The organism is Methylobacterium sp. GXS13 (assembly GCF_001455965.1).
Taxonomy (GTDB): Bacteria; Pseudomonadota; Alphaproteobacteria; order Rhizobiales; family Beijerinckiaceae; genus Methylobacterium.
The window spans coordinates 30,478-49,328 of record NZ_LKKO01000044.1; the positions used below are offsets into that span (position 1 = coordinate 30,478).

Genomic DNA, 18,851 nt, shown 5'->3' on the forward strand with positions numbered 1-18,851 from the left:
ATCGCACGGCTGGCTGGAGGCCTCCTTGGCGGTCTCCGCTTCGCTGCGCCGTCTCAGGATGAGGGGGATGGGTGGGACCGCCCTGGTGCGGGCCCCTCTCATGAACCGTGTGCTGCCTGCCGACCTATGCCGTTGCGTGGCGGGCGCAAGCCCGGATCGGTGCATCCGTTGACCGGCTCCGGCGCAGATATGCTACTGGGCCACAACGTGCCGCGGCTCTCACCGATCAGCCGCCGAGCCCCTGACCCAGCCGGATCCATGACCAGCACTGCCCCCTCTGCCGTCGAGCGCTACAACGCCAAGGATGCCGAGCCCCGCTGGCAGGCCGCCTGGGCGGAGCAGCGGCTTTTCGAGACCGACAACGCCGATGGGCGCCCGAAATACTACGTGCTGGAGATGTTCCCGTACCCGTCGGGGCGCATCCACATGGGCCACGTGCGCAATTACGCGATGGGCGACGTGGTCGCCCGGTACAAGCGCGCCCGGGGCTTCAACGTGCTCCACCCCATGGGCTGGGACGCGTTCGGGCTGCCGGCCGAGAACGCCGCCATGGAGCGCAAGGTCAACCCGCGGGACTGGACCTACGCCAACATCGCGTCGATGCGCGACCAGCTGAAGGCCATGGGCCTGTCGCTGGACTGGAGCCGGGAGATCGCGACCTGCGACCCCGATTATTACAAGCACCAGCAGCGCATGTTTCTCGACTTCCTGGACAAGGGTCTGGTCACGCGGCGCACCGCCAAGGTGAACTGGGACCCGGTCGATCACACCGTGCTGGCCAACGAGCAGGTGATCGACGGGCGCGGCTGGCGCTCCGGCGCCCTGGTCGAGCAGCGCGAGCTGACCCAGTGGTTCTTCAAGATCACCGATTTCGCCGAGGACCTGCTCACCGCGCTGGACGGGCTGGACCGCTGGCCGGAAAAAGTCAGGCTGATGCAGAAGAACTGGATTGGCCGCTCCGAGGGGCTGGAGGTCCGGTTTGCCCTCGCCCGGCCGCCGGCCGGCGCGACCGAGTCCGTGACGGTCTACACCACCCGGCCCGACACCCTGTTCGGTGCCCGGTTCCTGGCGATCGCCGCCGACCATCCCCTGGCCGCGACCCTGGCCGCGAACAACCCTGACCTCCAAACCTTCATCGAGGAGTGCCGGCGCACCGGCACCGCCCAGGCGGCGATCGACACCGCGGAAAAGCTTGGTTTCGACACCGGCCTGACCGTGCGCCATCCCCTCGACCCGGCCTGGGAGCTGCCGGTCTACGTCGCGAATTTCGTCCTGATGGACTACGGCACCGGCGCCGTGTTCGGCTGCCCGGCGCACGATCAGCGCGACCTCGATTTCGCGAACAAGTACGGGCTCGGCAACGTGCCGGTGGTCTGCCCCGAGGGCCAGGATCCGGAGGCGTTCCTGATCACCACCACGGCCTATGTCGAGGACGGGCGGATGATCAATTCGCGCTTCCTCAACGGCATGACCACCGGGGAGGCCTTCGAGACCGTAGCGCGCCGCCTCGAGCAGGAGGGGGTGGCCAAGCGCAAGGTCCAGTTCCGCCTGCGCGACTGGGGCGTCTCGCGCCAGCGGTACTGGGGCTGCCCGATCCCGATCGTCCATTGCGAGACCTGCGGCCCGCAGCCGGTGCCGGTCGCTGACCTGCCGGTGAAGCTGCCGGACGAGGTGTCCTTCGACCAGCCCGGCAATCCGCTGGAGCGGGACCAGGCTTGGCGCAACGTGCCGTGCCCCAAATGCGGCGCGCCGGCCCGGCGCGAGACCGACACGATGGACACGTTCGTCGATTCGTCCTGGTACTATGCCCGCTTCACGGCGCCCTGGCTCACCGACGCCCCCACCGACCGGGCCACGGTCGATCATTGGCTGGCCGTGGATCAGTATATCGGTGGCATCGAGCACGCGATCCTGCACCTGCTCTACGCCCGGTTCTTCATGCGGGCGATGCGCGAGACCGGCTGGGCCGGCGTCTCGGAGCCGTTCGCCGGCCTGTTCACCCAGGGCATGGTGGTCCACGAGACCTACAAGGACGCGGCGGGCGCCTGGGTGCCGCCGGCCGAGATCCGCTTCTCCACGGAGGAGGGCGAGCGCCGCGCGTTTCACGTGAAAACTCAGGCGCCGGTTGCGATCGGCCCGATCGAGAAGATGTCGAAGTCCAAGAAGAACGTGGTCGACCCGGACGACATCATCGCGAGCTACGGGGCCGACACGGCGCGCTGGTTCGTGCTGTCCGATTCCCCGCCCGAGCGCGACGTGATCTGGAGTGAGGAGGGCGTGCAGGGCGCTGCCCGCTTCGTTCAGAAGGTCTGGCGGCTGACCCATGCCGCGCTGTCCGCGAGCGGGGACGGCGCCGCCGACCTCACCCTGCGCAAGGCCGCCCACCGGGCGCTGGCCGCGGTGCAGGACGATATCGAGCGCCTGCGCTTCAACCGCTGCGTCGCCCACATCTACACCCTGGCCAACGCCCTTGAGGACGGGCTCCGCGGGCCGGTCTCGCGCGCGGCGGCCACGGAAGCGGCCGGCATCCTGGTGCAACTCATCGCCCCGATGATGCCGCACCTGGCCGAGGAATGCTGGACGGCGCTCGGCCGCCCTGGGCTGGCCGCCCAGGCCCCCTGGCCGGAGGCCGAGGCCGGGCTGCTGGTCGAGGACGAGATCACGCTGCCGGTGCAGATCAACGGCAAGAAGCGCGCGGACGTGACGGTGCCGCGCGACGCCGACGCCAAGGCGGTTGAAGCCGCCACCCTGGCCCTGGAGACGGTCCAGAAGATCCTGGAGGGCAAGCCGCCCCGCAAGGTGATCGTGGTGCCGGGGCGGATCGTGAATCTGGTGGTGTGAGAATGCCGAGTGCTGCAGGTGGGCAGGTTTTATCGCCCACCCGCGCCCTCATCCTGAGGTGCCCGCTTCAGTGGGCCTCGAAGGGGGGCTTCAGAAATCGCGCGACTGGCTGGAGGGCTGCTTCGAGGCCTCCGCTCCGCTGCGGCACCTCAGGATGAGGTGACGGGTTGGACTTGCCGGAGACCCAGCTCTACGGCGCCGCCAGCCCCGGATCCTGCCCGTTCGTCTCCAGGCTCCGCGCGATAAACCCATCCGCCTTCGCCTGCGCGAGGAAGCCCGCAAGAAAGGCCGCCCCCGCATCCCGCCCCACCGGCAGGCCCATCGCCTGCGGGATCTCCATGAAATGCCCCGGCAACAGGCGCACCTCCGGGTGGGCGGCCGCGTAGGCGGCGAGCGGCTGATGCACTCCGGCGGCGACATCGAGGCCGTCCCGGGCGAAGGCCGTGACCGCCTCCGCCGAGGTCGGCGCCCGCACCAGGCTGGCGTGGCGCAGCGCGCGGGTCAGGAACAGGTCGTAGGCGCTGCCGCGTCCCACTGAGATCCGGATCCCGGTGCGGTCGACGTCCGGCAAACTCCGGATCGGCGAGGCGGCCGGCACGAGGTAGCTGCCGGCGATCAGCACGTAGGGCGCCGTGAAGGCGATGCCTTCGGCGCGCTTCGGGTCGATCGCCAGGAAGCAGATGTCCCAAGTCCCGGACCCGGCCGACCCCGAGACGGTACCCGCCCCGGGAAACGTCACAAACGCCACCGGCACGCCGAGTTTCTGCGCCAGCGCCCGGGCGAGATCGACCGACACGCCCGCCGGGCCATCCGCCCCGGACCGGGCCAGAACCGGGTTGCCGAGGTTGATCGCCGCCCGGAGCGTGCCGGTGGGGGCGAGGTCGTGCAGGATCGCGGGGGAGGGCGTCATCGGGATCGTCTCCGCGTGGGCCCGGGTGACGATGAGCAGGGCGCACAGGGAAGCGGCGATCCGGATGGTCATCAACGGCCTCCGCCCGCCGCCCGTCGGCGCCCCCGGGCCAGCATGTTGAGGCCCTCGACGCCGGCCGAGAACGCCATGGCTGTGTAGATGTAGCCCTTCGGCACGTGGGCGCCGAACCCTTCGGCGATCAGCGTCATGCCGATCATGATCAGGAAGCCCAGCGCCAGCATCACCACGGTTGGATTGCGGGCGATGAAGGCGGAGAGCGGCTCCGCTGCGACCAGCATGACGATCACCGCCACGACAACGGCCACCATCATCACCGGCACATGCTCGGTCATGCCGACCGCGGTGATGATCGAGTCGATCGAGAACACGAGATCGAGGAGCAGAATCTGGCCGATCGCGGCACCGAACCCGATCGTGCCGCCGATCTTCTTCTCATCGGTCTCGTCAGGATCGACGCTGTGATGGATTTCCTTCGTGGCCTTCCAGAGCAGGAACAGGCCGCCGCCGATCAGGATCAGGTCGCGCCAGGAGAAATCCTGGTTCAGGACCGAGAAGACCGGTTCGGTCAGGTGCACGATGAACGCGACCGTGCCCAGAAGCCCAAGTCGCAGGATCAGGGCCAGCCCGATCCCGATCCGCCGCGCCCGCGTCTGCTGGTCAGGCGGCAGCTTGTTGGTCAGGATCGAGATGAAGATCAGGTTGTCGACGCCGAGCACGACCTCCATCACGATGAGGGTCGCGAGCGCGACCCAGACGGCCGGCTGCGTGGCAAGCTGGATCAGGTCAGTCACGGGTCGGGCGTTTCGTGGTCCGGGAACAGGCGGCTGCCTAGGGTGGAAAGGTCGAACGGACCGGGGCGGCTCGCCGGATCGGGGGCGTAGACCCGAAGGATCTTCGGGCAGACCTTGAAATGAGCGGGCGTGTGGGTGGTCAGCTCGCCGTCGGTGTTCACCGGCCGGGGCTTACGTGTCGCGATCTTGATCTCCCGCGTCTGGAAGGCGCGCACGTCGGCGGCGCGTCCCTGGGTGCCCCGGCGCAGGGCCGGCAAGAGCGCGATCAGCCGCCACCAATGCGCGACTTCCAGGCTGTAGAAATCGAGCTTGCCGTCGTCGACCGTGGCGGTCTCCTCCACGGTCATGCCGCCGCCGTAGTGCCGGCCGTTGCCGACCGAGACCTGGATCGTCGTCACCCTCTCGACCGTGCCGTCATGCTCGATGGTTACGGTGAACGGCCGCACTCGGCGCAGCACCCGGATGGCCGCGACCGCGTAGCCGAGCACCCCCCAGGTCTTCTTCGACTCCGCGGTGAGTTCGCCAGCGAGTTCGGCGGAGAAGCCGATGCTGGCGACATTGAAATAATAGTGGCCGTTGACCCAGCCGAGATCGACCGGCCGTGCTTCCGCCGTCGGGATGAACCGGGCTGCGGCCAGGGGATCCAGCGGCAGGCCGAGCGAGCGGGCGAGGTCGTTGGCCGTGCCCAGCGGCAGGATGGCGAGGGGCAGGCCGCTCTCCACCAGAGCGGGCGCGGCCATGTTCATGGTGCCGTCGCCGCCGCCGAGGATCACGAACTCGACATCCTTGGCGCGCGCGCGGATCACCTCGCGGCAATCGGCATCCGGCGGCGGCTCCACCGGCTCGATGCCCCCGGCGCGCAGGATCCCCCGCACCTCGTCGAGGTCGAGGCCGCCATTGCGGGCCTTCGCGTTGCAGATCAGCAGCGCCCGACGCCGGTCCCCGCTCATCGCGGACTCCGATGCGGGTTCGGGGTTGCCTCGGTCTCAGGTCGGGCCACGGGAACCTCGATGCGTGGGGCGAAAGATCGCCTGAAACCGGCGACGGCCAAGATTGTCCCCCACTTGGTAGTGGAACGGTCGAGCGCAACCCCGTCATCCACGCAATCCCCGGCTGGTGTCGGCCCGACACATCGGCAGAGTCGTGGGCGCGCCTGCACCAAACCGTGGAACCTCCTCGGCATGCGGGCGCGTTCTCATCACGTCTGCCCCGGCCGCCAGGAAGGCACCGATGCCCGCCACCATGCCCACCCGACCACGTGCCCTCGCGCTCGGCGTGATCCTGCCTTTGGCCTTCGTCGGCGGCGCCTCGGCCCAGCAGGGGGCATCGTCGCAGAGTTCCTGGGTCGATCCGCCGGCCCGTGCCTCTACCGCCGCGCCGGCCAAGGAGCCTATGAAGGCTGTGAGCCAGGAGCAGGCCAAGCCATCGACGGACGCGAGGGCCACGGTCCGGCAGGCGGCCAAGCCCGAGCCTGCGGACGATGCCCTGCCCAAGTCCACCTCGACCAAGGCCGCGGCTCCCCGGCGTGCGGCTGCCCTGGAGCGACCGCCCGTCCGCGAGACCCTACGGCGGCAGGCACTCCATCCTCGGCGCCTCGCCGACACGCCGGCCGCCATGGTCCCCATGCCGGCCGCTGCCTCCTCCGAGCGCGCCGCCATTGCCCGGGCGCTCGCGGCGAATTACCTCGCCACCGTCTCCAGTTCGGGGGACACGATGGTGGGCGCCGCGCCACATTTCTATGGGACGCGGGTGCGCTTCTACGGCCACCCCATCACCCTCGCCGGTCTGGTTGCCGAGAAGCGTAGCTTCGTCCAACGCTGGCCCGAGCGTCGCTACGAGCCTCGGGCGATCCGCACCGCCTGCGATGCCGAGACCTGCACGATCCGCACGATCGTCGATTTCCGCACGGCGAATCCCGGTCGCGGTGCGATCTCCACCGGGGCGGCCGAGCTGGTCCTCGAGGTAAGCTTCACGGGCTCGCGCCCGGTGATCGTCGCCGAGACCGGACGGGTCCTGCGCCGCAGCGTCCAGGCCGGCACCCTGGCTCCCTCGCCCGGCAAAGCGTAAAGCGGCATCCGTGCGGCGCACGGCGATGCCGGGATCGGGTTTATGACGTCTTCAACGATGGCGGCGGAACAGGAGGCGGGGCCGGCGCGTCCGGCTCTCGACGATCCGGAGCGTGCCGCCCTCCGCGAAGCGATCCGGACAGCGATCGCCCGGGCGCTCGCCAGCCCGGTCGCCGTGCGGACGCTCGAACTTATGGCCGAGGCTGCGATCGTGCCCGGGGCCTACGGCTACCGGGTGCTCGACCGCCACGGCGTTCCGCGCCTGCGCCTGGGCACGTCCGACCCGATGACGATCGCGGATTTCGTAGCGGAACTGAAGGCGCGGCACCCGGCCCTGTTTCTGCCGGCGGAGCCAGAGCCTGCGCCCGCCCCGGCCCTGGAGGAGGCCAAGGATTCGCCGATCCTGACCAGCGCCTACGAGATGAAGGTCGCCACTGCCCGCTTCGTCGAGACACAATCCGAGCGGGCGCGTTCGCTCGCCGAGCGGTCCACCGAGCAGGGGCGGGCGCTGGCGCAGAACGCGGCTGGGCGCTTCGCCACCCTGCGGACGGGCTTGCAGACCCGGTTCGGCGGACCGACCGATGGAACTGCAGTGTCGGTGCGTAGCTCGGATCCGGCCGCTGCCTGGAACAAGGGACCAGGCCGGATCGGTGAATCGATCCGCGGCACCCTGTCCAGCTTGCGCGCGCGACTCGGCTTCGGCGTCGGAACTGGTGATGAGGGCGGCCGTCATCGGCGCTGGCTCGTCGGTGCAAGCACAGCCGCCCTGGTGGCGGTCGTTGCTGCTGGTCTGGTCCTAGCCGGGCGCGAGCCGGAATCCACGCGCCCTGCGGCTTCGCAGGCGACGTCGCCTCAGGCCGCCAATTCTCCGGCCAGCTCCCCGACGAACCCAGCGGTGGCTCCGCCAACTGCTTCACAGGCCGCGCCCCCCGACACGGTCACGCCCCCGCCTGAGACCGGCGGCGATCCGGAGCCCGACACGCCGCCGCCTGCGGCCAATGCCATCACCGGGCCGGCCCAAGTGATCGATACCGCGACCCTGAAGCTCGGCGGCAAGGTCGTGCATCTGTTCGGCGTCGAGTGGGTGCGGGGCGGCCAGGCCGACGAACTCGCCCGCTACCTCGCAGGCCGCCCTGTGACCTGTCAGCCGGCACCGGGCAGCGAGAACATGAACTGTCAGGTGAACGGCCGCGACCTCTCCGAGGTCGTGCTGTTCAACGGCGGCGGCCGGGCCTCCCCGGAGGCAAGCCCTGAACTCGTCGCGGCCGAGGATCATGCCCGCAGCGAGCGACTCGGCGTCTGGAAGCGCTGAGCGAAGTGCTTTCACGGGGTTCTGCCCCACTCCGAACGATCACCCAGCTTTTGAAACCGGTATGTCTTCGAGAGCGGGGAAGGCCATGCGAGGCGAGATCTTCGGGCGAACCGCGGACGGGCAGATCGTCACGCGGCACATCCTGAGCCGGGGCAGTCTGCGCGTCCATGTCCTTGATTTCGGCGCGGTGATCGCGGCGATCGAGGTGCCCGATCGGGCCGGCTGCAGCGCCAACGTCGTCCTCGGACTCGATACCCTGAAGGGCTACGAGACCGTGAGCCCGAGCTTCGGCGCCCTGGTCGGCCGCTATGCCAATCGCATCGCGGGCGGGTGCTTCAGCCTCGACGGCCAGACCTACCGGCTGCCGGTGAACGAGGCCCCCAACACCCTGCATGGCGGCGACCGCAACTTCGGCAAGCGTCTGTGGCACGTGGAAGACGTTGACGGCTCGAGCCTCGCCCTGGCCCGCCGCTCGCCGGACGGGGAGGAGGGATTTCCCGGCAACCTCGACGTCCGCGTGCGCTACAGCCTGCCCGAGGACGGGCTGCTGCGCCTCGATTACGAGGCGGTGACCGAGCGGCCGACGATCCTGAACCTCACCAACCACAGTTACTTCAATCTGGCCGGGGAGGGGACCGGCAGCGTGCTCGACCACATGGTTCAGCTCAAGGCCGACGCGTTCACCCCCACAGACGCGACGCAGGTCCCCACCGGCGAGATCCGACCGGTGGCCGGCACCCCGTTCGATTTCCGCGCCCCGCACGCGCTGGGCGAGCGCATCCGGGTCGGCGATCCGCAACTCGCCTTCGCAAAGGGCTACGACCACACCTTCGTGCTGCGCGGCCCCGCCGGGACCCTGCGCCCGGCCGCGACCTGCATCGATCCGGGCAGCGGACGTCGGCTCGACGTGGCGACCACGCAGCCGGCATTGCAGCTCTACACCGGCAACAACCTGGACGGCACGCTGATCGGCCCCTCCGGCAGGATCTACCGCTCCGGCGACGGCGTCTGCTTCGAGACGCAAGGCTTTCCGGACGCTCCGAACCAGCCGGGCTTCCCCTCCGCGGTCCTGCGGCCGGGGGAGGTGTTCCGGGCGGTCACGACGTTCCGGTTCTCGGTGGCGTGAGGTGCGCGGATCGCGAAGGATTGGCACCCTCGGGCGGTGGGCGCCCTACGGACCGCCACCAGGTCAGCGCCGCGGCCAGGGACACGGCCACGATGAGCCAGAGTGCGACCGGTAGGGCACGGTCGAACCGGGCGGTCGCCGCCAGTACCGCGCCGAAGATGGCGACCCCCAGCGCCGCACCCGTCTGACGGGCCGCATGGAGGGCCGCGGACGCGATGCCGGTATGGTGCGACGCGACGGCACCCAGGGCCGGCGCCGTCGCGGCCGGCGAGATGAAGCCGGAGGCGAGCCCGATCGCCAGCAGCGGAGGAACCGTCAGCCAGGACGACGGGCCCCCAGTCGGCAGGAGGCCGAGGGCACCGATCGCGTACAGGCCGAAGGCGACGGAGAGGGGCCGCTGGGTTCCATAGATCCGCGCGACACGGTCGGCGACGAAGCTCCCGCAGGCGACCATGGCGGTGACGGGCAGGAGCGCCAAGCCGGTCTGAATCGCTGAAAGGCCCTGATGCCGTTGATGATACAGGCTGATGAGGAACAGGAATCCGTAGAAGACGAAGGCCGATGCCAGAGACACCGAGACCGATCCGGCGAAGACCCGGTCTTTGAACAGCGACAGCGGTAGCATGGGATGCGCGGCGCGCGCCTCGATCCGGAGAAACAGCGCCCCGGCGGCGAGCGCGAGGGCGAGTCCCGCCAGCATCGGAACCGAGAACCATCCGAGGCCGTCACCCTCGATGAGAACGCCGATGAGCGTGCCGATGGCCACGAACGCCGTCATCTGGCCGGCGAGGTCGAACGGCCGGGTCGGCCGCGGTCCGGGCTCGGACGCCAGGCGTCCCGTCATGGCGAGGCCGAGCAGCCCGATGGGCAGGTTGACGAAGAAGATGCTTCGCCAGTTGAAGGCATGGATCAGGATCCCGCCGATCAGGGGACCGGTCGCCATGGCGAGCCCGCCGCAGCCGATCCACAGCCCGATGGCGCGCGCACGCCGTTCGGGATCGGGGAAGGCTTGGTTGATCAGCTTCAGCGAGCACGGGACCAGCAAGGCGGCTCCGATTCCTTGCAGCGCACGGGCCGCCATCAGGCCCGGGAGGCCGGGGGCGGCTCCGCACAGGGTCGAGGCGAGGGTGAAGACCGCCAGGCCGGCACAGTAAACGTTGCGCGCGCCCCAGCGATCACCCAGTGCACCGCCGGTGAGGAGCAGACTCGCGAAGGCGAGGGTGTAGGCGTTCACCACCCATTGCAGGCCGGCCACGTCCGTCGCCATCGACGCGGTGATGCCGCCCAGGGCGACGTTGACGATCGAGGTATCGAGCAGGACGACGACATAACTCACGCTGGTCGCCGCCATGACGAGCGTCGCATCGTGGGAGGCGCCGTTTCGCCGATCTGCCCGGCGCGGCCGGGCCGCGCGTCCTCTCGGGGCCGTCACGGTCACGACCGTGACGCGTCGAGGATCGGGGCCAGCGCCCGGAAGCCGACCCAGCCCCAGTAGACCCGGTGGTGGGCGATCCGCCCGGCCGCTAGGTCCATCACCTCGACCAGATCGACCTGGTCGCCCTCGGGCGTGGCGCGCGGATACTCCCAGGTGAGCCGGCGGCCGTCGGAGAAGAAAGTGCCGGTGCGGTACCAGCGGCCGAGCGCGCTGCCGGGCTTGCGTAGCGACGCGTCGAAGAAACGCCGTATCGCGGGTCTGCCGGTCAGGATTCCGGACGCGTCGATCCCCTCTTCGGCCAAGACCAGCGGGCTCTCCAGGATGGCGTCCTCGGCATAGAGCGCCATCAGGCCGTCGATGTCGCGGGCGAGCACCGTCTCGTGCCAGCGCTCGTAGATGCGGCGGATGTCGGCCTTCGGCGTTTCGGTCATGGCAAGCTCTCGGAAGCGATGACCGGAACCCTAAAGGCGGCTTGAGGCCGGATGCTTCGATGCGTGTCGAGGCATCCGCACCGCGTCGGTGGCATGATGGGCCGGCTGGCCTGGAGACCGACCATGAATCCGCAACCGAGCCTCGCCACGGCGGCATTCCTGATCGCGGACCCGGCGCGGTCCCTGATGCTGATGCATCTGCTCGACGGAAAGGCGCGGCCCGCCGGCGAATTAGCCTTTGCGGCCGGCGTCACCGCGCAGACGGCGAGTTCGCATCTCGGCAAGCTGCTCGCGGGCGGCCTCCTGGCGGTCGAGACCGAGGGGCGCCACCGCTATTATCGCCTAGCCGGCCCCCAGGTCGCCCTGGCGCTGGAGACGCTCGCGGCGATCGGGCCGGCAGCGCCCGTCCGGTCGAAGCCCCTGGGCCGGGAGGCGCGGGAGCTGCGGTTCGCGCGCTGCTGCTACGATCACCTGGCCGGCCGCCTGGGCGTCGCCGTCACCGGTGCCCTGCAGGCGCGCGGCTACCTCCTGCCGGTGGAGGGTAAGCGCTTCGCGGTGCCGCCGGCCGGCGTGGCGTGGTTCGCCGGCCTCGGCCTGGAGGTCGATCGGCTGAAGCCGGGCCGGCACGGCCTGGCCCGGCAATGCCTCGACTGGACCGAGCGGGAGCACCATCTCGCCGGCCCGCTGGGCGTCCAGCTGATGAGCCTGTTCTGCGCGAAAGGCTGGCTGCGCCGCTCCGAGACGACCCGCGCCGTGCAGGTCACGCCGCCGGGCTGGATCGGCCTGAAACAGGAACTCGGCTTCGATCCGGTCTGAGGCGCGCCCGGCTCAGGCCGCGAGAACCAGATCCTCCCCGTCCGCCTGCGGCACCGGCACGGCGACCATGGGGGCGGAGGGTTTGGGGCGCCAGGTCTCGCCGAGGGCCAGGAGTGCGGCCTTCACCGCGTCGAGCTGCGAGGGCTCGCCCTCGGCCATGCCCTCGGCGGCGGCCACCTCCTTCAGGTACTCGTCCCAGGCCCACCGGCGAAGGAGTTCGCGCTTCCCTTCGCGCCGCAGCCGGGGGTGGTCCAGCACGGCGGACGGCGTGACGAAGACCGCCGCCGGATTGACCAGCGCCCGCTCCAGCTCCGGCCCGTCCGGGAAACGCGGCGGCGCGGCCGGCGCCCGTTTCCGGCCGAGCACGACACGGAGCGGCGCCCGTTCGAGTCGGCGCCGGTCTCCCGGCCGGGTCGTGCAGGGCGCGTTCCCGCGGTCCGCTTCGGCGGGGGACTTTTTGTGTCCGGGTCCGATCGCATGATGCTGCATGGTTGCCTCCTTGTAGCCCGGCGCGACGGCGTGGTCGTCGCGCCGGGCGGCACGATGGCGGGGATGCGCCGCGCTCAGGCCGACAGCAGCCCGAGGCGCGCGGCGGATTGGACGCCGAAGCTCGCCGCGAAGGCGAGGAGGGCGGCGTCCCAGGCGGTGAGGTGCGTGGCGCTGGCCGGCGGCCCGGCCAGGGTGATCGCGGCGCCGAGCCAGACGAAGCCCGACAGGCTCAGCAATCCCGCCAGCACCCAGGGCATGGCCGGTGCCGGGCTGAAGGCCGCCAGGGCGAGGCAGAGGGTGGTCGTCGCGATCCAGCCGGTGAGGGGGGACCACGTCGCCCGCTCCGCCGCCCCGGCCGGCGTCCCGGTTCGGCTGCGCCGGAGCCGGCTCGTCCAGCGAGAGCGGTCCTGCAGGTCGAAGGTCGTCATCGATCGCCTCCGGGCCTCAGTTCTGGACGGCGTCCCGCGCGACCGCGCCGCGCCGCAAGCGGCGGCCGAGCACCACCGGGCTCCGCGGCTTGCGCGGCGCCGCGGTCCCGCCGGGGACGGGCGTGCCGTCCAGGGCCTGGAGCGCTTCCAGGATCGCGTCGAGCGGCACCGGCTCGGCCCGGCAGCCCGGCAGGCAGCGCAAAGTCGGGCAGGACTCCACGGCGCGGGCATCGGAGGCCCAGGAGGCCAGGATCGCCCGCTTCTCGGCCCGCGACAGGCCGGGATAGGACAGGACCTCCCGGGGATGCCGGAACACGTCGCCCGGCGCCACGAAGGCCTCGAACGGGTCGACCGCCGCCGCCCTTAAGGTGGCCGCGGCCATCGGGCCGAGGCGCTCGATAGGGGTGTCGATCGGGGTGGTTTCGATGGGATGCATGCGACCCTCCTGTGCGTCAGCAGAGGCTGGGGCGGCCGGCAGGTCCGCGCTCGGTCGTCCTGCCGGTCCAGGCCGGCCGCCGCCTCAGATGTTCGGGCGAACCCGCCTCAATGGGCCGTCGTCTGGGTGCCGCCGCCGTTGATGGCGATGCGGCGCCCACGGTCCGGCGCCTTGGCCGAGCGCGGCAGCGTCACGGTGAGCACGCCGTTCCGGAACGTGGCCTCGGCCTTGTCCTCCTCGACCGGGACGGGCAGGGCGATGACCCGCTCGAAGCGGCCGTAGCTCCGCTCCGAGTAGCCGCGCGCCCTGTCGGCGGTCTCGGCACGCTTCTCGCCCCGCAGGGTCAGCACGCCGCCCTCGATCAGGAGCTCGACGTCGGTCTCGTCGAGACCGGGCAGCTCGGCCGAGAGCCGCAGCCCGCCATCCGCCTCGACCAGCTCGACGGTGGGCCAGGTGAGGCCCCGGCCGGCCAGGCTCGGAACCGCGCCGAACCCGGTGAACACGTCGTCGAACAGGCGGTTCACCTCGCGGTGGAGCGTCAGGAAGGGATGGGCCGCCTGGGACGACAGGGCGGTCGGCGCCGGGGTGCCGGCGTTGCGGGTCCACGGAATCAGATCTCTCACGCTCATGGGGACCTCCGTCAGGTTGGCGTCATGGGCATCTCACGCGATCGGCCGTCGGCGGCCCGCGGGCCTGCGGGCCCCCGAGGGATGTCGTTTCGTCCAACGGGGAGCCCGGGCGGTCCGCGGATCGGGCGGCCCGGGCTCGGACCGGCCGCGATCAGGCGGCCTTGGCCTCGGACACCTTGGCGTCGGAGACCTTGGCGTCGGAGACCTTGGCCTGGGCGACCTTGGCCTCGGGGATCTGCCCGGGCGCATTGTCCTGCCCGGACGTGGACGTGACGCCGCCGATGGCGATGCGACGGGGCTTCAGGGCCTCCGGCACCTCGCGCTTGAGCGCGACGGTCAGGAGCCCGTTCTCCAGGCTCGCACCCACGACCTTCACATGGTCGGCCAGGTTGAAGGTCTGGCGGAACGTGCGGCCCGCGATGCCGCGGTGCAGGTAGTGCCGCTCGGTCTCGGGCGTCGCCTTCTGGCCCGACACGAGGAGCACCGTGTCCTGCTGGGTCAACGCGATCTCGTCGGGGGTGAAGCCCGCCACCGCCATGGTGATGCGGTACTGATCGTCCGCGACCTTCTCGATGTTGTAGGGCGGCCAGGCGGCCGTGGTCTCGACGCGTTCGGCCTGGTTCAAGAGCTCGAACAGACGGTCGAACCCGATGGACGACCGGAACAGAGGCGCAACGTCGTAAGTCCTCATAACCACATCCTCCAGTGAGCAACGTGACTACAAGAGTCGCCGGACACCAGGACCGGCGCCCAACTGGCGAGCCTGTTTCCAGGCCTCGCACGCGCGTAACGTTTGCTTTGCGGTGCGGTTCCGCAAGAGGTATGGTTTTTGTCGGGGCGCGTTGGACGGTGGCATGCCGGCAGCACGCCATCCCCCCTGGAGGCCGAAGCTGCAGCAGCGGGACGGGGAGGCGGGGGGGCTCGTCCCGGCCGCCCATGTCCGGCGAGGACGTTTGTGAGAGCCGTCGCCTGCTCGAGAGCCGGCGCGATGTCCAGCCCGCCCAGGAGCCCCCGGTGGAATCCATCCCGTTCCTGTCGGAGCCCATGACGATCCGGCCGGCGGGCCTGGACGATGCCCCGGCCCTCGCGGCGCTCCATGTCGCCACGTGGCGGGAAACCTATGCCGGGCTCCTGCCCGATGCGATGATCGCCGCCCACACGATCGAGACGCGGATGGCGATCTGGACGCGGATCCTCGGGGATCGGGCGTCCGGCACCGGGGTCGCGGTGGCAGCCGGACCGGTGGGGCTGGTGGGGTTCGGATCCTGCGGCGCCCAGCGTTCGGCCGAACTGGCGGCGGACCGGTTCGACGGTGAGGTCAGTGCGATCTACGTCCGCAGAGCCGCCCAGCGGCGCGGGACCGGCACCGCCCTGATGGCCGCGCTGGCGGCCCATTTGCTGGAGAGGGGTCATCGTGCCGCCAGCCTGTGGGTGCTGCGCGACAATGCGATGGCCCGGCGATTCTACGAGCGCCTCGGCGGTGTCGTGGTCGGCGAGCGGGCGGAGCACCGGGAGCAGGGCACGCTCGTAGAGGTCGCCTATGGCTGGCGCGATCTGGCGGTGCTTCGGCGGGGTCCGATGTCCGGCTGACGCGGACCCTCCGTCCGTGCGCGCGCAGCGAAGCAACCTGGGGAAACGCTCCCTTCGGGGGGGGGGGCGCACGCTACCCTGGGATGCTTTACGCCCCTCGCAGGGACGGTTGTGGCCCATCGGGCCGAAGCGCTCTCAACCGCAGGCGTGATCAGCCCCAAGTAACGAAAATCAGCGCAGGCCGTTGCGCACCACGCCGGCTTCCACCGCCACCGAGAGGCGGTCCGTGACCGCCCACTCGACCCCGACGCGGGCGTTCGGCAGGATCGCGATGTCCGCCCGGGTCAGGGGCGGGCTGAACGGGGTCGGGCCGACAGCCAGGGTGTCGTGGACCGCGCCGGCCCCGGCCTTGGCGTAGAGCAGCACATCCGGCGCCAGCAGGGTCCCGACCTCGACCTCCAGCGCGCCCGCGAAGTCGCGGCTGTAGGCGAGGCGTCCGAAGCCCGGGGTGAGGGCGCCGTCGAGGCCGGCGAGGTAATCCAGGCCGCCGCTGATCCCGTAGAGGATTGGCCCCTCCTGCCACATCCGGCCGCCCTCGAACCCGATCGTCGGGCCGGAAAAGCTGCCTAGATGCCGGGAGGAACTGACCGCGTAGCCGGTGGACAGGCTCGCGTAGGAGCCGGTCCACCGACCCGCATCCGCGACCGGCTCCCAGGCGAAGGACGGCAGCGGCGCGAAGCCCGTGACCGGCAGGAGCGCCTGCGCGGCGGCGGACCCGGCCGGGAGCAGGGCGGCGCCGAGCACGAGGGCGGCATCGAATCGGCGGGGGCGAGAACCGGCGGATCGGATCATGCCGGCAGGATAGCGAAATGCGCCGGCGCGAAACAGGTCAGGCCGCCAGGGACCGGTCTTCGACCGGCTGCCCGAAGGGCTGCACCAGAACGCGCCGACCGCTGAGGTCGTGGACGCTCACCCGCCATTCGGACCAATCGGTCCGGTCGGACAGGGTCTGCATCACGTCGGCGGCGACCCGGCGCGCCCGTACGCTCAGGCGCCCGGCCGCGCGGATGTCGGCGCCCCGGGCGTCGAAGACGCATTCCAGGCCGTTGGTGCAGTGGAACCGGTAGCGGGCCATCGGAACTCCCGTCGCGTCCTGCATGAAACCTTAATGTTCCATATATGTTCCTTAACGAAGGGAACATCCTGCGGATACGATCGGCCGCAGCTGCGCCGCGGGTGATCCACACGATATCGGTTCGCGCAGTTCCGCCGCCCGTCCCGCACGGTCGCCGCATGCGCGGCCCGGGGCAGGGCGGGATGCCCCGGCACCGGAGGACCGATCCTCAGGCCCGATCCCGGTGCGGTTTGCCGAGCCGCTGATTCCGCGGGACCGTGGATGCGGGGCGGTCCGTCCGCGAGGTCCTGGGCTTCTCAGGCGGCCGCGGATCCGCTCCCGGCATCCCGAGCGGGTGCGCGCCGGGCCTGGCCCGGGCATCTCGTCAGCCTCAGGCGATCATTCGTTTCCCGCCGGCGAGCCCGGGAGCGCGGCCCGAAGACCCGGCTCCCGGCCCCCTCCGTCGGGCGGGGCGCTCAGTCGCGCACCACCACCTTGGTGCCGACTCGGACCCGGTCGTAGAGATCGACCACGTCCTTGTTGGTCATGCGGATGCAGCCCGAGGACACCGCGGCGCCCATCGTCTCGGGCTCGTTGGAGCCGTGGATCCGGTAGAGCGACGAGCCGAGATAGAGGGCGCGGGCGCCGAGCGGGTTGTCCTGGCCGCCGGCCATGAAGCGCGGCAGGTCCGGACGGCGGGCCAGCATCTGCTGCGGCGGGCGCCAGGCCGGCCATTCCTTCTTCATCGTCACCGTCTTGGTGCCGGACCAGGAGAAGCCCTGCCGTCCGACGCCGACGCCGTAGCGGATCGCCTCGCTGTTCCCGAGGATGTAGTAGAGCCGGCGCTGGCGGGTGGAGATCACGATGGTGCCGGGCTTCTCGGTGCTGTTCCAGCCGATCGTCTCGCGCGGGATCGCCTGGCTGCGGAAGACGTTCAGGAAATCCGCGAGCGGCCCGCTATCGATCGGGCCGGCGGAGGCGGGTGCACTCCCCAGCAGGGCGGCTGCGAGCCCCAGCATCGCGATCCGTCTCGCCATGGTCTTGTATCCTCTCACGTGCCAGTCCTTGCCGACGGCGTCGGTCGTCGCGGGTGGACCGCGATCCTTGGGGGAGCCGGCCCTGACTTCGCGGCAAGGTTGAGGCCGGCCGAGGGAAGAGGGCGAATCCCGGCCTGCCTGTGTGCTCCGGGCAACACTGAAAAAACCCGCGACGCCGTGGGTGATTGCGCCGGGGGACGGCCGTGCTTATCTCAGGATCGTGATCCGATCCGCCGCCTTTCTGGCCCGCCGCCTCGCGGGCTCGCCGGACCGCCTCGTCCGGAGCCTCGCCATGCTGGCGGTGCTCGTAGTCGCGGCGGCTGCACTGATGGCTGCGCCCCGGCCGGCCCGGGCCGCCCCGGTGGCGGGTCCGGCCTGCTGGGTGGTGAGCCAGACCGTCGCCGTCCTGTCGGACGCGCGCAGGGTGGAGACCCGCAAGACCGTCCCCGAGGCCCGTCGAGCGCTGTTCGACGGCACCGACCTGTGCCCGGCCGATCTCGAGATCGTCAGCGAGCTCGGGCTTCCGCGCCGCCAGGTGGAAGCGGTGCAGCCGCGTCACGCCTCCGCCGCATCCTATGGTTATCCGCGGGCCGTCGTTCCGGCTTCCGGACCGGACGAGTCCCTGCACCGGCCGCCCCGGGCGGCCTGATCCGCGCCGCCGGTTCCGCCGGCCGGGCGCTCCGATCTCCGCCGTATCGGCGCAGGTCCATCGTGCCGGATTCCGGATCCGGCACGGCGGTCCAAAGTCCTGATCGTGCAGCATCGCCCTTCCGAGAGCCGGAAAATCCCCTCGGGAGGATGCGCGATCCGCCTCGACGACGCGCGGCCCTTGCTCCGCGCCGGCCCCAATTGACGCATGTTTTTCCAGGAGCGTCGGAACCCGTGACCCGCACTTCGACCGCCATCACCCCGTCCCCCGTCCGCCGCCGCGCGCGCCTCCTGGGGTCGGCTGCCCTGCTGGCCCTGGCGCTGGGGGCCTGCAACCCGAAGCAGGTGGCCGCGCCGACGCCGCCGGTGCCGGAGGTGGGCTTCGTCACGGTAACGCCACAGGCGATCCCCTATCTGCGCGACCTGCCCGGCCGGGTGGCGCCGATGCGCATCGCCGAGGTCCGCTCGCGGGTCTCGGGCCTCGTGATCAAGCGCCTGTTCGAGCAGGGCAGCCAGGTCAAGGAAGGCGACATCCTCTACAAGATCGACCCGGCCCCCTACCAGGTTGAGCTGGCGAGCGCCGAGGCCGCGCTCGCCCGCCAGGAGGCCGCCCTGGTGCTGGCCCGTCAGCAGGCCGACCGGCTCGAGCAGCTGCTGACTCGGGCCACCGCCAGCCAGGCCCAGGACGACGCCGCCCTCCCGGGGCAGAAGCAGGCGGGGGCCGAGGGCGCCCGCGCCCAGGGCGGCCGGGGCCCGGCCCAGGCCCACCCCCGGTGGGCCGCCCGGCGCCC

Annotated in this window: 21 protein-coding genes; 8 read left to right on the forward strand and 13 right to left on the reverse strand. The window is 71.0% G+C overall.

What is annotated here, in order from left to right:
- Positions 1–258 precede the first annotated feature (258 nt).
- Positions 259–2,841, forward strand: a complete 2,583-nt coding sequence (gene leuS / locus AO398_RS16460) for a leucine--tRNA ligase (protein WP_058193203.1) — start codon at positions 259–261, stop codon at positions 2,839–2,841.
- Positions 2,842–3,031: 190 nt separating this feature from the next.
- On the opposite strand, the gene AO398_RS16465 is transcribed toward leuS, so the two are convergent.
- The 3 genes from AO398_RS16465 to AO398_RS16475 are packed head-to-tail and all read right to left on the reverse strand — an operon-like array spanning position 3,032 to position 5,513.
- Positions 3,032–3,823 carry an ABC transporter substrate-binding protein gene (locus tag AO398_RS16465; RefSeq protein ID WP_082643311.1) on the reverse strand — a complete coding sequence of 264 codons (792 nt, stop codon included), beginning with the start codon at positions 3,821–3,823 and terminating at the stop codon, positions 3,032–3,034.
- Positions 3,823–4,563: a TerC family protein gene (locus AO398_RS16470; protein WP_058193204.1), complete on the reverse strand. Its 741-nt coding sequence runs from the start codon at positions 4,561–4,563 to the stop codon at positions 3,823–3,825. The genes AO398_RS16465 and AO398_RS16470 overlap by 1 nt, the downstream gene beginning before the upstream one ends.
- Positions 4,560–5,513 (reverse strand): lipid kinase, encoded by a 954-nt coding sequence (locus AO398_RS16475; RefSeq protein ID WP_058193205.1) that lies wholly within the window; start codon positions 5,511–5,513, stop codon positions 4,560–4,562. The genes AO398_RS16470 and AO398_RS16475 overlap by 4 nt, the downstream gene beginning before the upstream one ends.
- A 280-nt stretch (positions 5,514–5,793) precedes the next feature.
- On the opposite strand from AO398_RS16475, the gene AO398_RS16480 reads away from it, so the two are divergent.
- The 3 genes from AO398_RS16480 to AO398_RS16490 all read left to right on the forward strand — a co-directional run bounded on the left by AO398_RS16480 (position 5,794) and on the right by AO398_RS16490 (position 9,067).
- Positions 5,794–6,630: a hypothetical protein gene (locus AO398_RS16480; RefSeq protein WP_058193206.1), complete on the forward strand. Its 837-nt coding sequence runs from the start codon at positions 5,794–5,796 to the stop codon at positions 6,628–6,630.
- Positions 6,631–6,672: 42 nt separating this feature from the next.
- Complete coding sequence (locus tag AO398_RS16485) at positions 6,673–7,941, forward strand: hypothetical protein (RefSeq protein ID WP_058193207.1); 1,269 nt, start codon at positions 6,673–6,675, stop codon at positions 7,939–7,941.
- A gap of 85 nt (positions 7,942–8,026) precedes the next feature.
- A complete protein-coding gene (locus AO398_RS16490) occupies positions 8,027–9,067 on the forward strand; it encodes an aldose epimerase family protein (protein WP_058193208.1) in 1,041 nt (346 codons plus the stop codon).
- Here the strand turns inward: AO398_RS16490 and AO398_RS16495 are convergent.
- Positions 9,039–10,418, reverse strand: coding sequence for an MFS transporter (locus AO398_RS16495; protein WP_082643312.1), 1,380 nt, complete (start codon positions 10,416–10,418; stop codon positions 9,039–9,041). The genes AO398_RS16490 and AO398_RS16495 overlap by 29 nt on opposite strands.
- 83 nt (positions 10,419–10,501) lie before the next feature.
- On the reverse strand, positions 10,502–10,933 hold the full coding sequence (locus tag AO398_RS16500) for a nuclear transport factor 2 family protein (protein ID WP_058193209.1): 432 nt from the start codon (positions 10,931–10,933) through the stop codon (positions 10,502–10,504).
- 123 nt (positions 10,934–11,056) lie between these two features.
- Here AO398_RS16500 and AO398_RS16505 point away from each other — a divergent pair, with 123 nt between their 5' ends.
- The gene (locus tag AO398_RS16505) at positions 11,057–11,749 is read left to right on the forward strand and encodes a helix-turn-helix transcriptional regulator (protein ID WP_058193220.1); all 693 of its coding nucleotides are present in this window, start codon (positions 11,057–11,059) and stop codon (positions 11,747–11,749) included.
- A gap of 12 nt (positions 11,750–11,761) precedes the next feature.
- On the opposite strand, the gene AO398_RS16510 is transcribed toward AO398_RS16505, so the two are convergent.
- From AO398_RS16510 to AO398_RS16530, 5 genes are all read right to left on the reverse strand, one after another.
- Entirely contained in the window at positions 11,762–12,115 is a 354-nt protein-coding gene (locus tag AO398_RS16510) for a hypothetical protein (protein WP_244498801.1), read from the reverse strand.
- 197 nt (positions 12,116–12,312) lie between these two features.
- Positions 12,313–12,666, reverse strand: a complete 354-nt coding sequence (locus AO398_RS16515; RefSeq protein WP_058193210.1) for a hypothetical protein — start codon at positions 12,664–12,666, stop codon at positions 12,313–12,315.
- A gap of 16 nt (positions 12,667–12,682) precedes the next feature.
- Positions 12,683–13,102, reverse strand: coding sequence for a hypothetical protein (locus AO398_RS16520; protein WP_058193211.1), 420 nt, complete (start codon positions 13,100–13,102; stop codon positions 12,683–12,685).
- Between the two features lie 107 nt (positions 13,103–13,209).
- Positions 13,210–13,731, reverse strand: coding sequence for an Hsp20/alpha crystallin family protein (locus AO398_RS16525; RefSeq protein WP_058193212.1), 522 nt, complete (start codon positions 13,729–13,731; stop codon positions 13,210–13,212).
- Positions 13,732–13,882: 151 nt separating this feature from the next.
- Positions 13,883–14,422, reverse strand: a complete 540-nt coding sequence (locus tag AO398_RS16530) for an Hsp20 family protein (protein WP_058193213.1) — start codon at positions 14,420–14,422, stop codon at positions 13,883–13,885.
- 323 nt (positions 14,423–14,745) lie between these two features.
- Here AO398_RS16530 and AO398_RS16535 point away from each other — a divergent pair, with 323 nt between their 5' ends.
- Positions 14,746–15,321 (forward strand): GNAT family N-acetyltransferase, encoded by a 576-nt coding sequence (locus AO398_RS16535; RefSeq protein WP_058193221.1) that lies wholly within the window; start codon positions 14,746–14,748, stop codon positions 15,319–15,321.
- A gap of 171 nt (positions 15,322–15,492) precedes the next feature.
- On the opposite strand, the gene AO398_RS16540 is transcribed toward AO398_RS16535, so the two are convergent.
- The 3 genes from AO398_RS16540 to AO398_RS16550 all read right to left on the reverse strand — a co-directional run bounded on the left by AO398_RS16540 (position 15,493) and on the right by AO398_RS16550 (position 17,412).
- Complete coding sequence (locus AO398_RS16540; protein ID WP_058193214.1) at positions 15,493–16,113, reverse strand: hypothetical protein; 621 nt, start codon at positions 16,111–16,113, stop codon at positions 15,493–15,495.
- Positions 16,114–16,150: 37 nt separating this feature from the next.
- Entirely contained in the window at positions 16,151–16,396 is a 246-nt protein-coding gene (locus AO398_RS16545; RefSeq protein WP_058193222.1) for a hypothetical protein, read from the reverse strand.
- Between the two features lie 455 nt (positions 16,397–16,851).
- A complete protein-coding gene (locus AO398_RS16550) occupies positions 16,852–17,412 on the reverse strand; it encodes a L,D-transpeptidase (protein ID WP_058193215.1) in 561 nt (186 codons plus the stop codon).
- Between the two features lie 220 nt (positions 17,413–17,632).
- On the opposite strand from AO398_RS16550, the gene AO398_RS16555 reads away from it, so the two are divergent.
- Together AO398_RS16555 and AO398_RS16560 are read left to right on the forward strand one after the other, a co-directional pair.
- Positions 17,633–18,061 (forward strand): hypothetical protein, encoded by a 429-nt coding sequence (locus AO398_RS16555; RefSeq protein ID WP_244498802.1) that lies wholly within the window; start codon positions 17,633–17,635, stop codon positions 18,059–18,061.
- A gap of 233 nt (positions 18,062–18,294) precedes the next feature.
- A partial coding sequence (locus AO398_RS16560) for a biotin/lipoyl-binding protein (protein WP_244498803.1) occupies positions 18,295–18,851 on the forward strand: 557 nt, incomplete at its 3' end.

Coding starts and splice junctions, on each gene's coding strand:
- leuS (WP_058193203.1), top strand. CDS start 259: ATGACCAGCACTGCCCCCTCTGCCGTCGAGCGCTACAACGCCAAGGAT.
- AO398_RS16465 (WP_082643311.1), bottom strand. CDS start 3,823: ATGACCATCCGGATCGCCGCTTCCCTGTGCGCCCTGCTCATCGTCACC.
- AO398_RS16475 (WP_058193205.1), bottom strand. CDS start 5,513: ATGAGCGGGGACCGGCGTCGGGCGCTGCTGATCTGCAACGCGAAGGCC.
- AO398_RS16480 (WP_058193206.1), top strand. CDS start 5,794: ATGCCCGCCACCATGCCCACCCGACCACGTGCCCTCGCGCTCGGCGTG.
- AO398_RS16485 (WP_058193207.1), top strand. CDS start 6,673: ATGACGTCTTCAACGATGGCGGCGGAACAGGAGGCGGGGCCGGCGCGT.
- AO398_RS16490 (WP_058193208.1), top strand. CDS start 8,027: ATGCGAGGCGAGATCTTCGGGCGAACCGCGGACGGGCAGATCGTCACG.
- AO398_RS16495 (WP_082643312.1), bottom strand. CDS start 10,418: ATGGCGGCGACCAGCGTGAGTTATGTCGTCGTCCTGCTCGATACCTCG.
- AO398_RS16500 (WP_058193209.1), bottom strand. CDS start 10,933: ATGACCGAAACGCCGAAGGCCGACATCCGCCGCATCTACGAGCGCTGG.
- AO398_RS16505 (WP_058193220.1), top strand. CDS start 11,057: ATGAATCCGCAACCGAGCCTCGCCACGGCGGCATTCCTGATCGCGGAC.
- AO398_RS16515 (WP_058193210.1), bottom strand. CDS start 12,666: ATGACGACCTTCGACCTGCAGGACCGCTCTCGCTGGACGAGCCGGCTC.
- AO398_RS16520 (WP_058193211.1), bottom strand. CDS start 13,102: ATGCATCCCATCGAAACCACCCCGATCGACACCCCTATCGAGCGCCTC.
- AO398_RS16525 (WP_058193212.1), bottom strand. CDS start 13,731: ATGAGCGTGAGAGATCTGATTCCGTGGACCCGCAACGCCGGCACCCCG.
- AO398_RS16530 (WP_058193213.1), bottom strand. CDS start 14,422: ATGAGGACTTACGACGTTGCGCCTCTGTTCCGGTCGTCCATCGGGTTC.
- AO398_RS16540 (WP_058193214.1), bottom strand. CDS start 16,113: ATGATCCGATCCGCCGGTTCTCGCCCCCGCCGATTCGATGCCGCCCTC.
- AO398_RS16545 (WP_058193222.1), bottom strand. CDS start 16,396: ATGGCCCGCTACCGGTTCCACTGCACCAACGGCCTGGAATGCGTCTTC.
- AO398_RS16550 (WP_058193215.1), bottom strand. CDS start 17,412: ATGGCGAGACGGATCGCGATGCTGGGGCTCGCAGCCGCCCTGCTGGGG.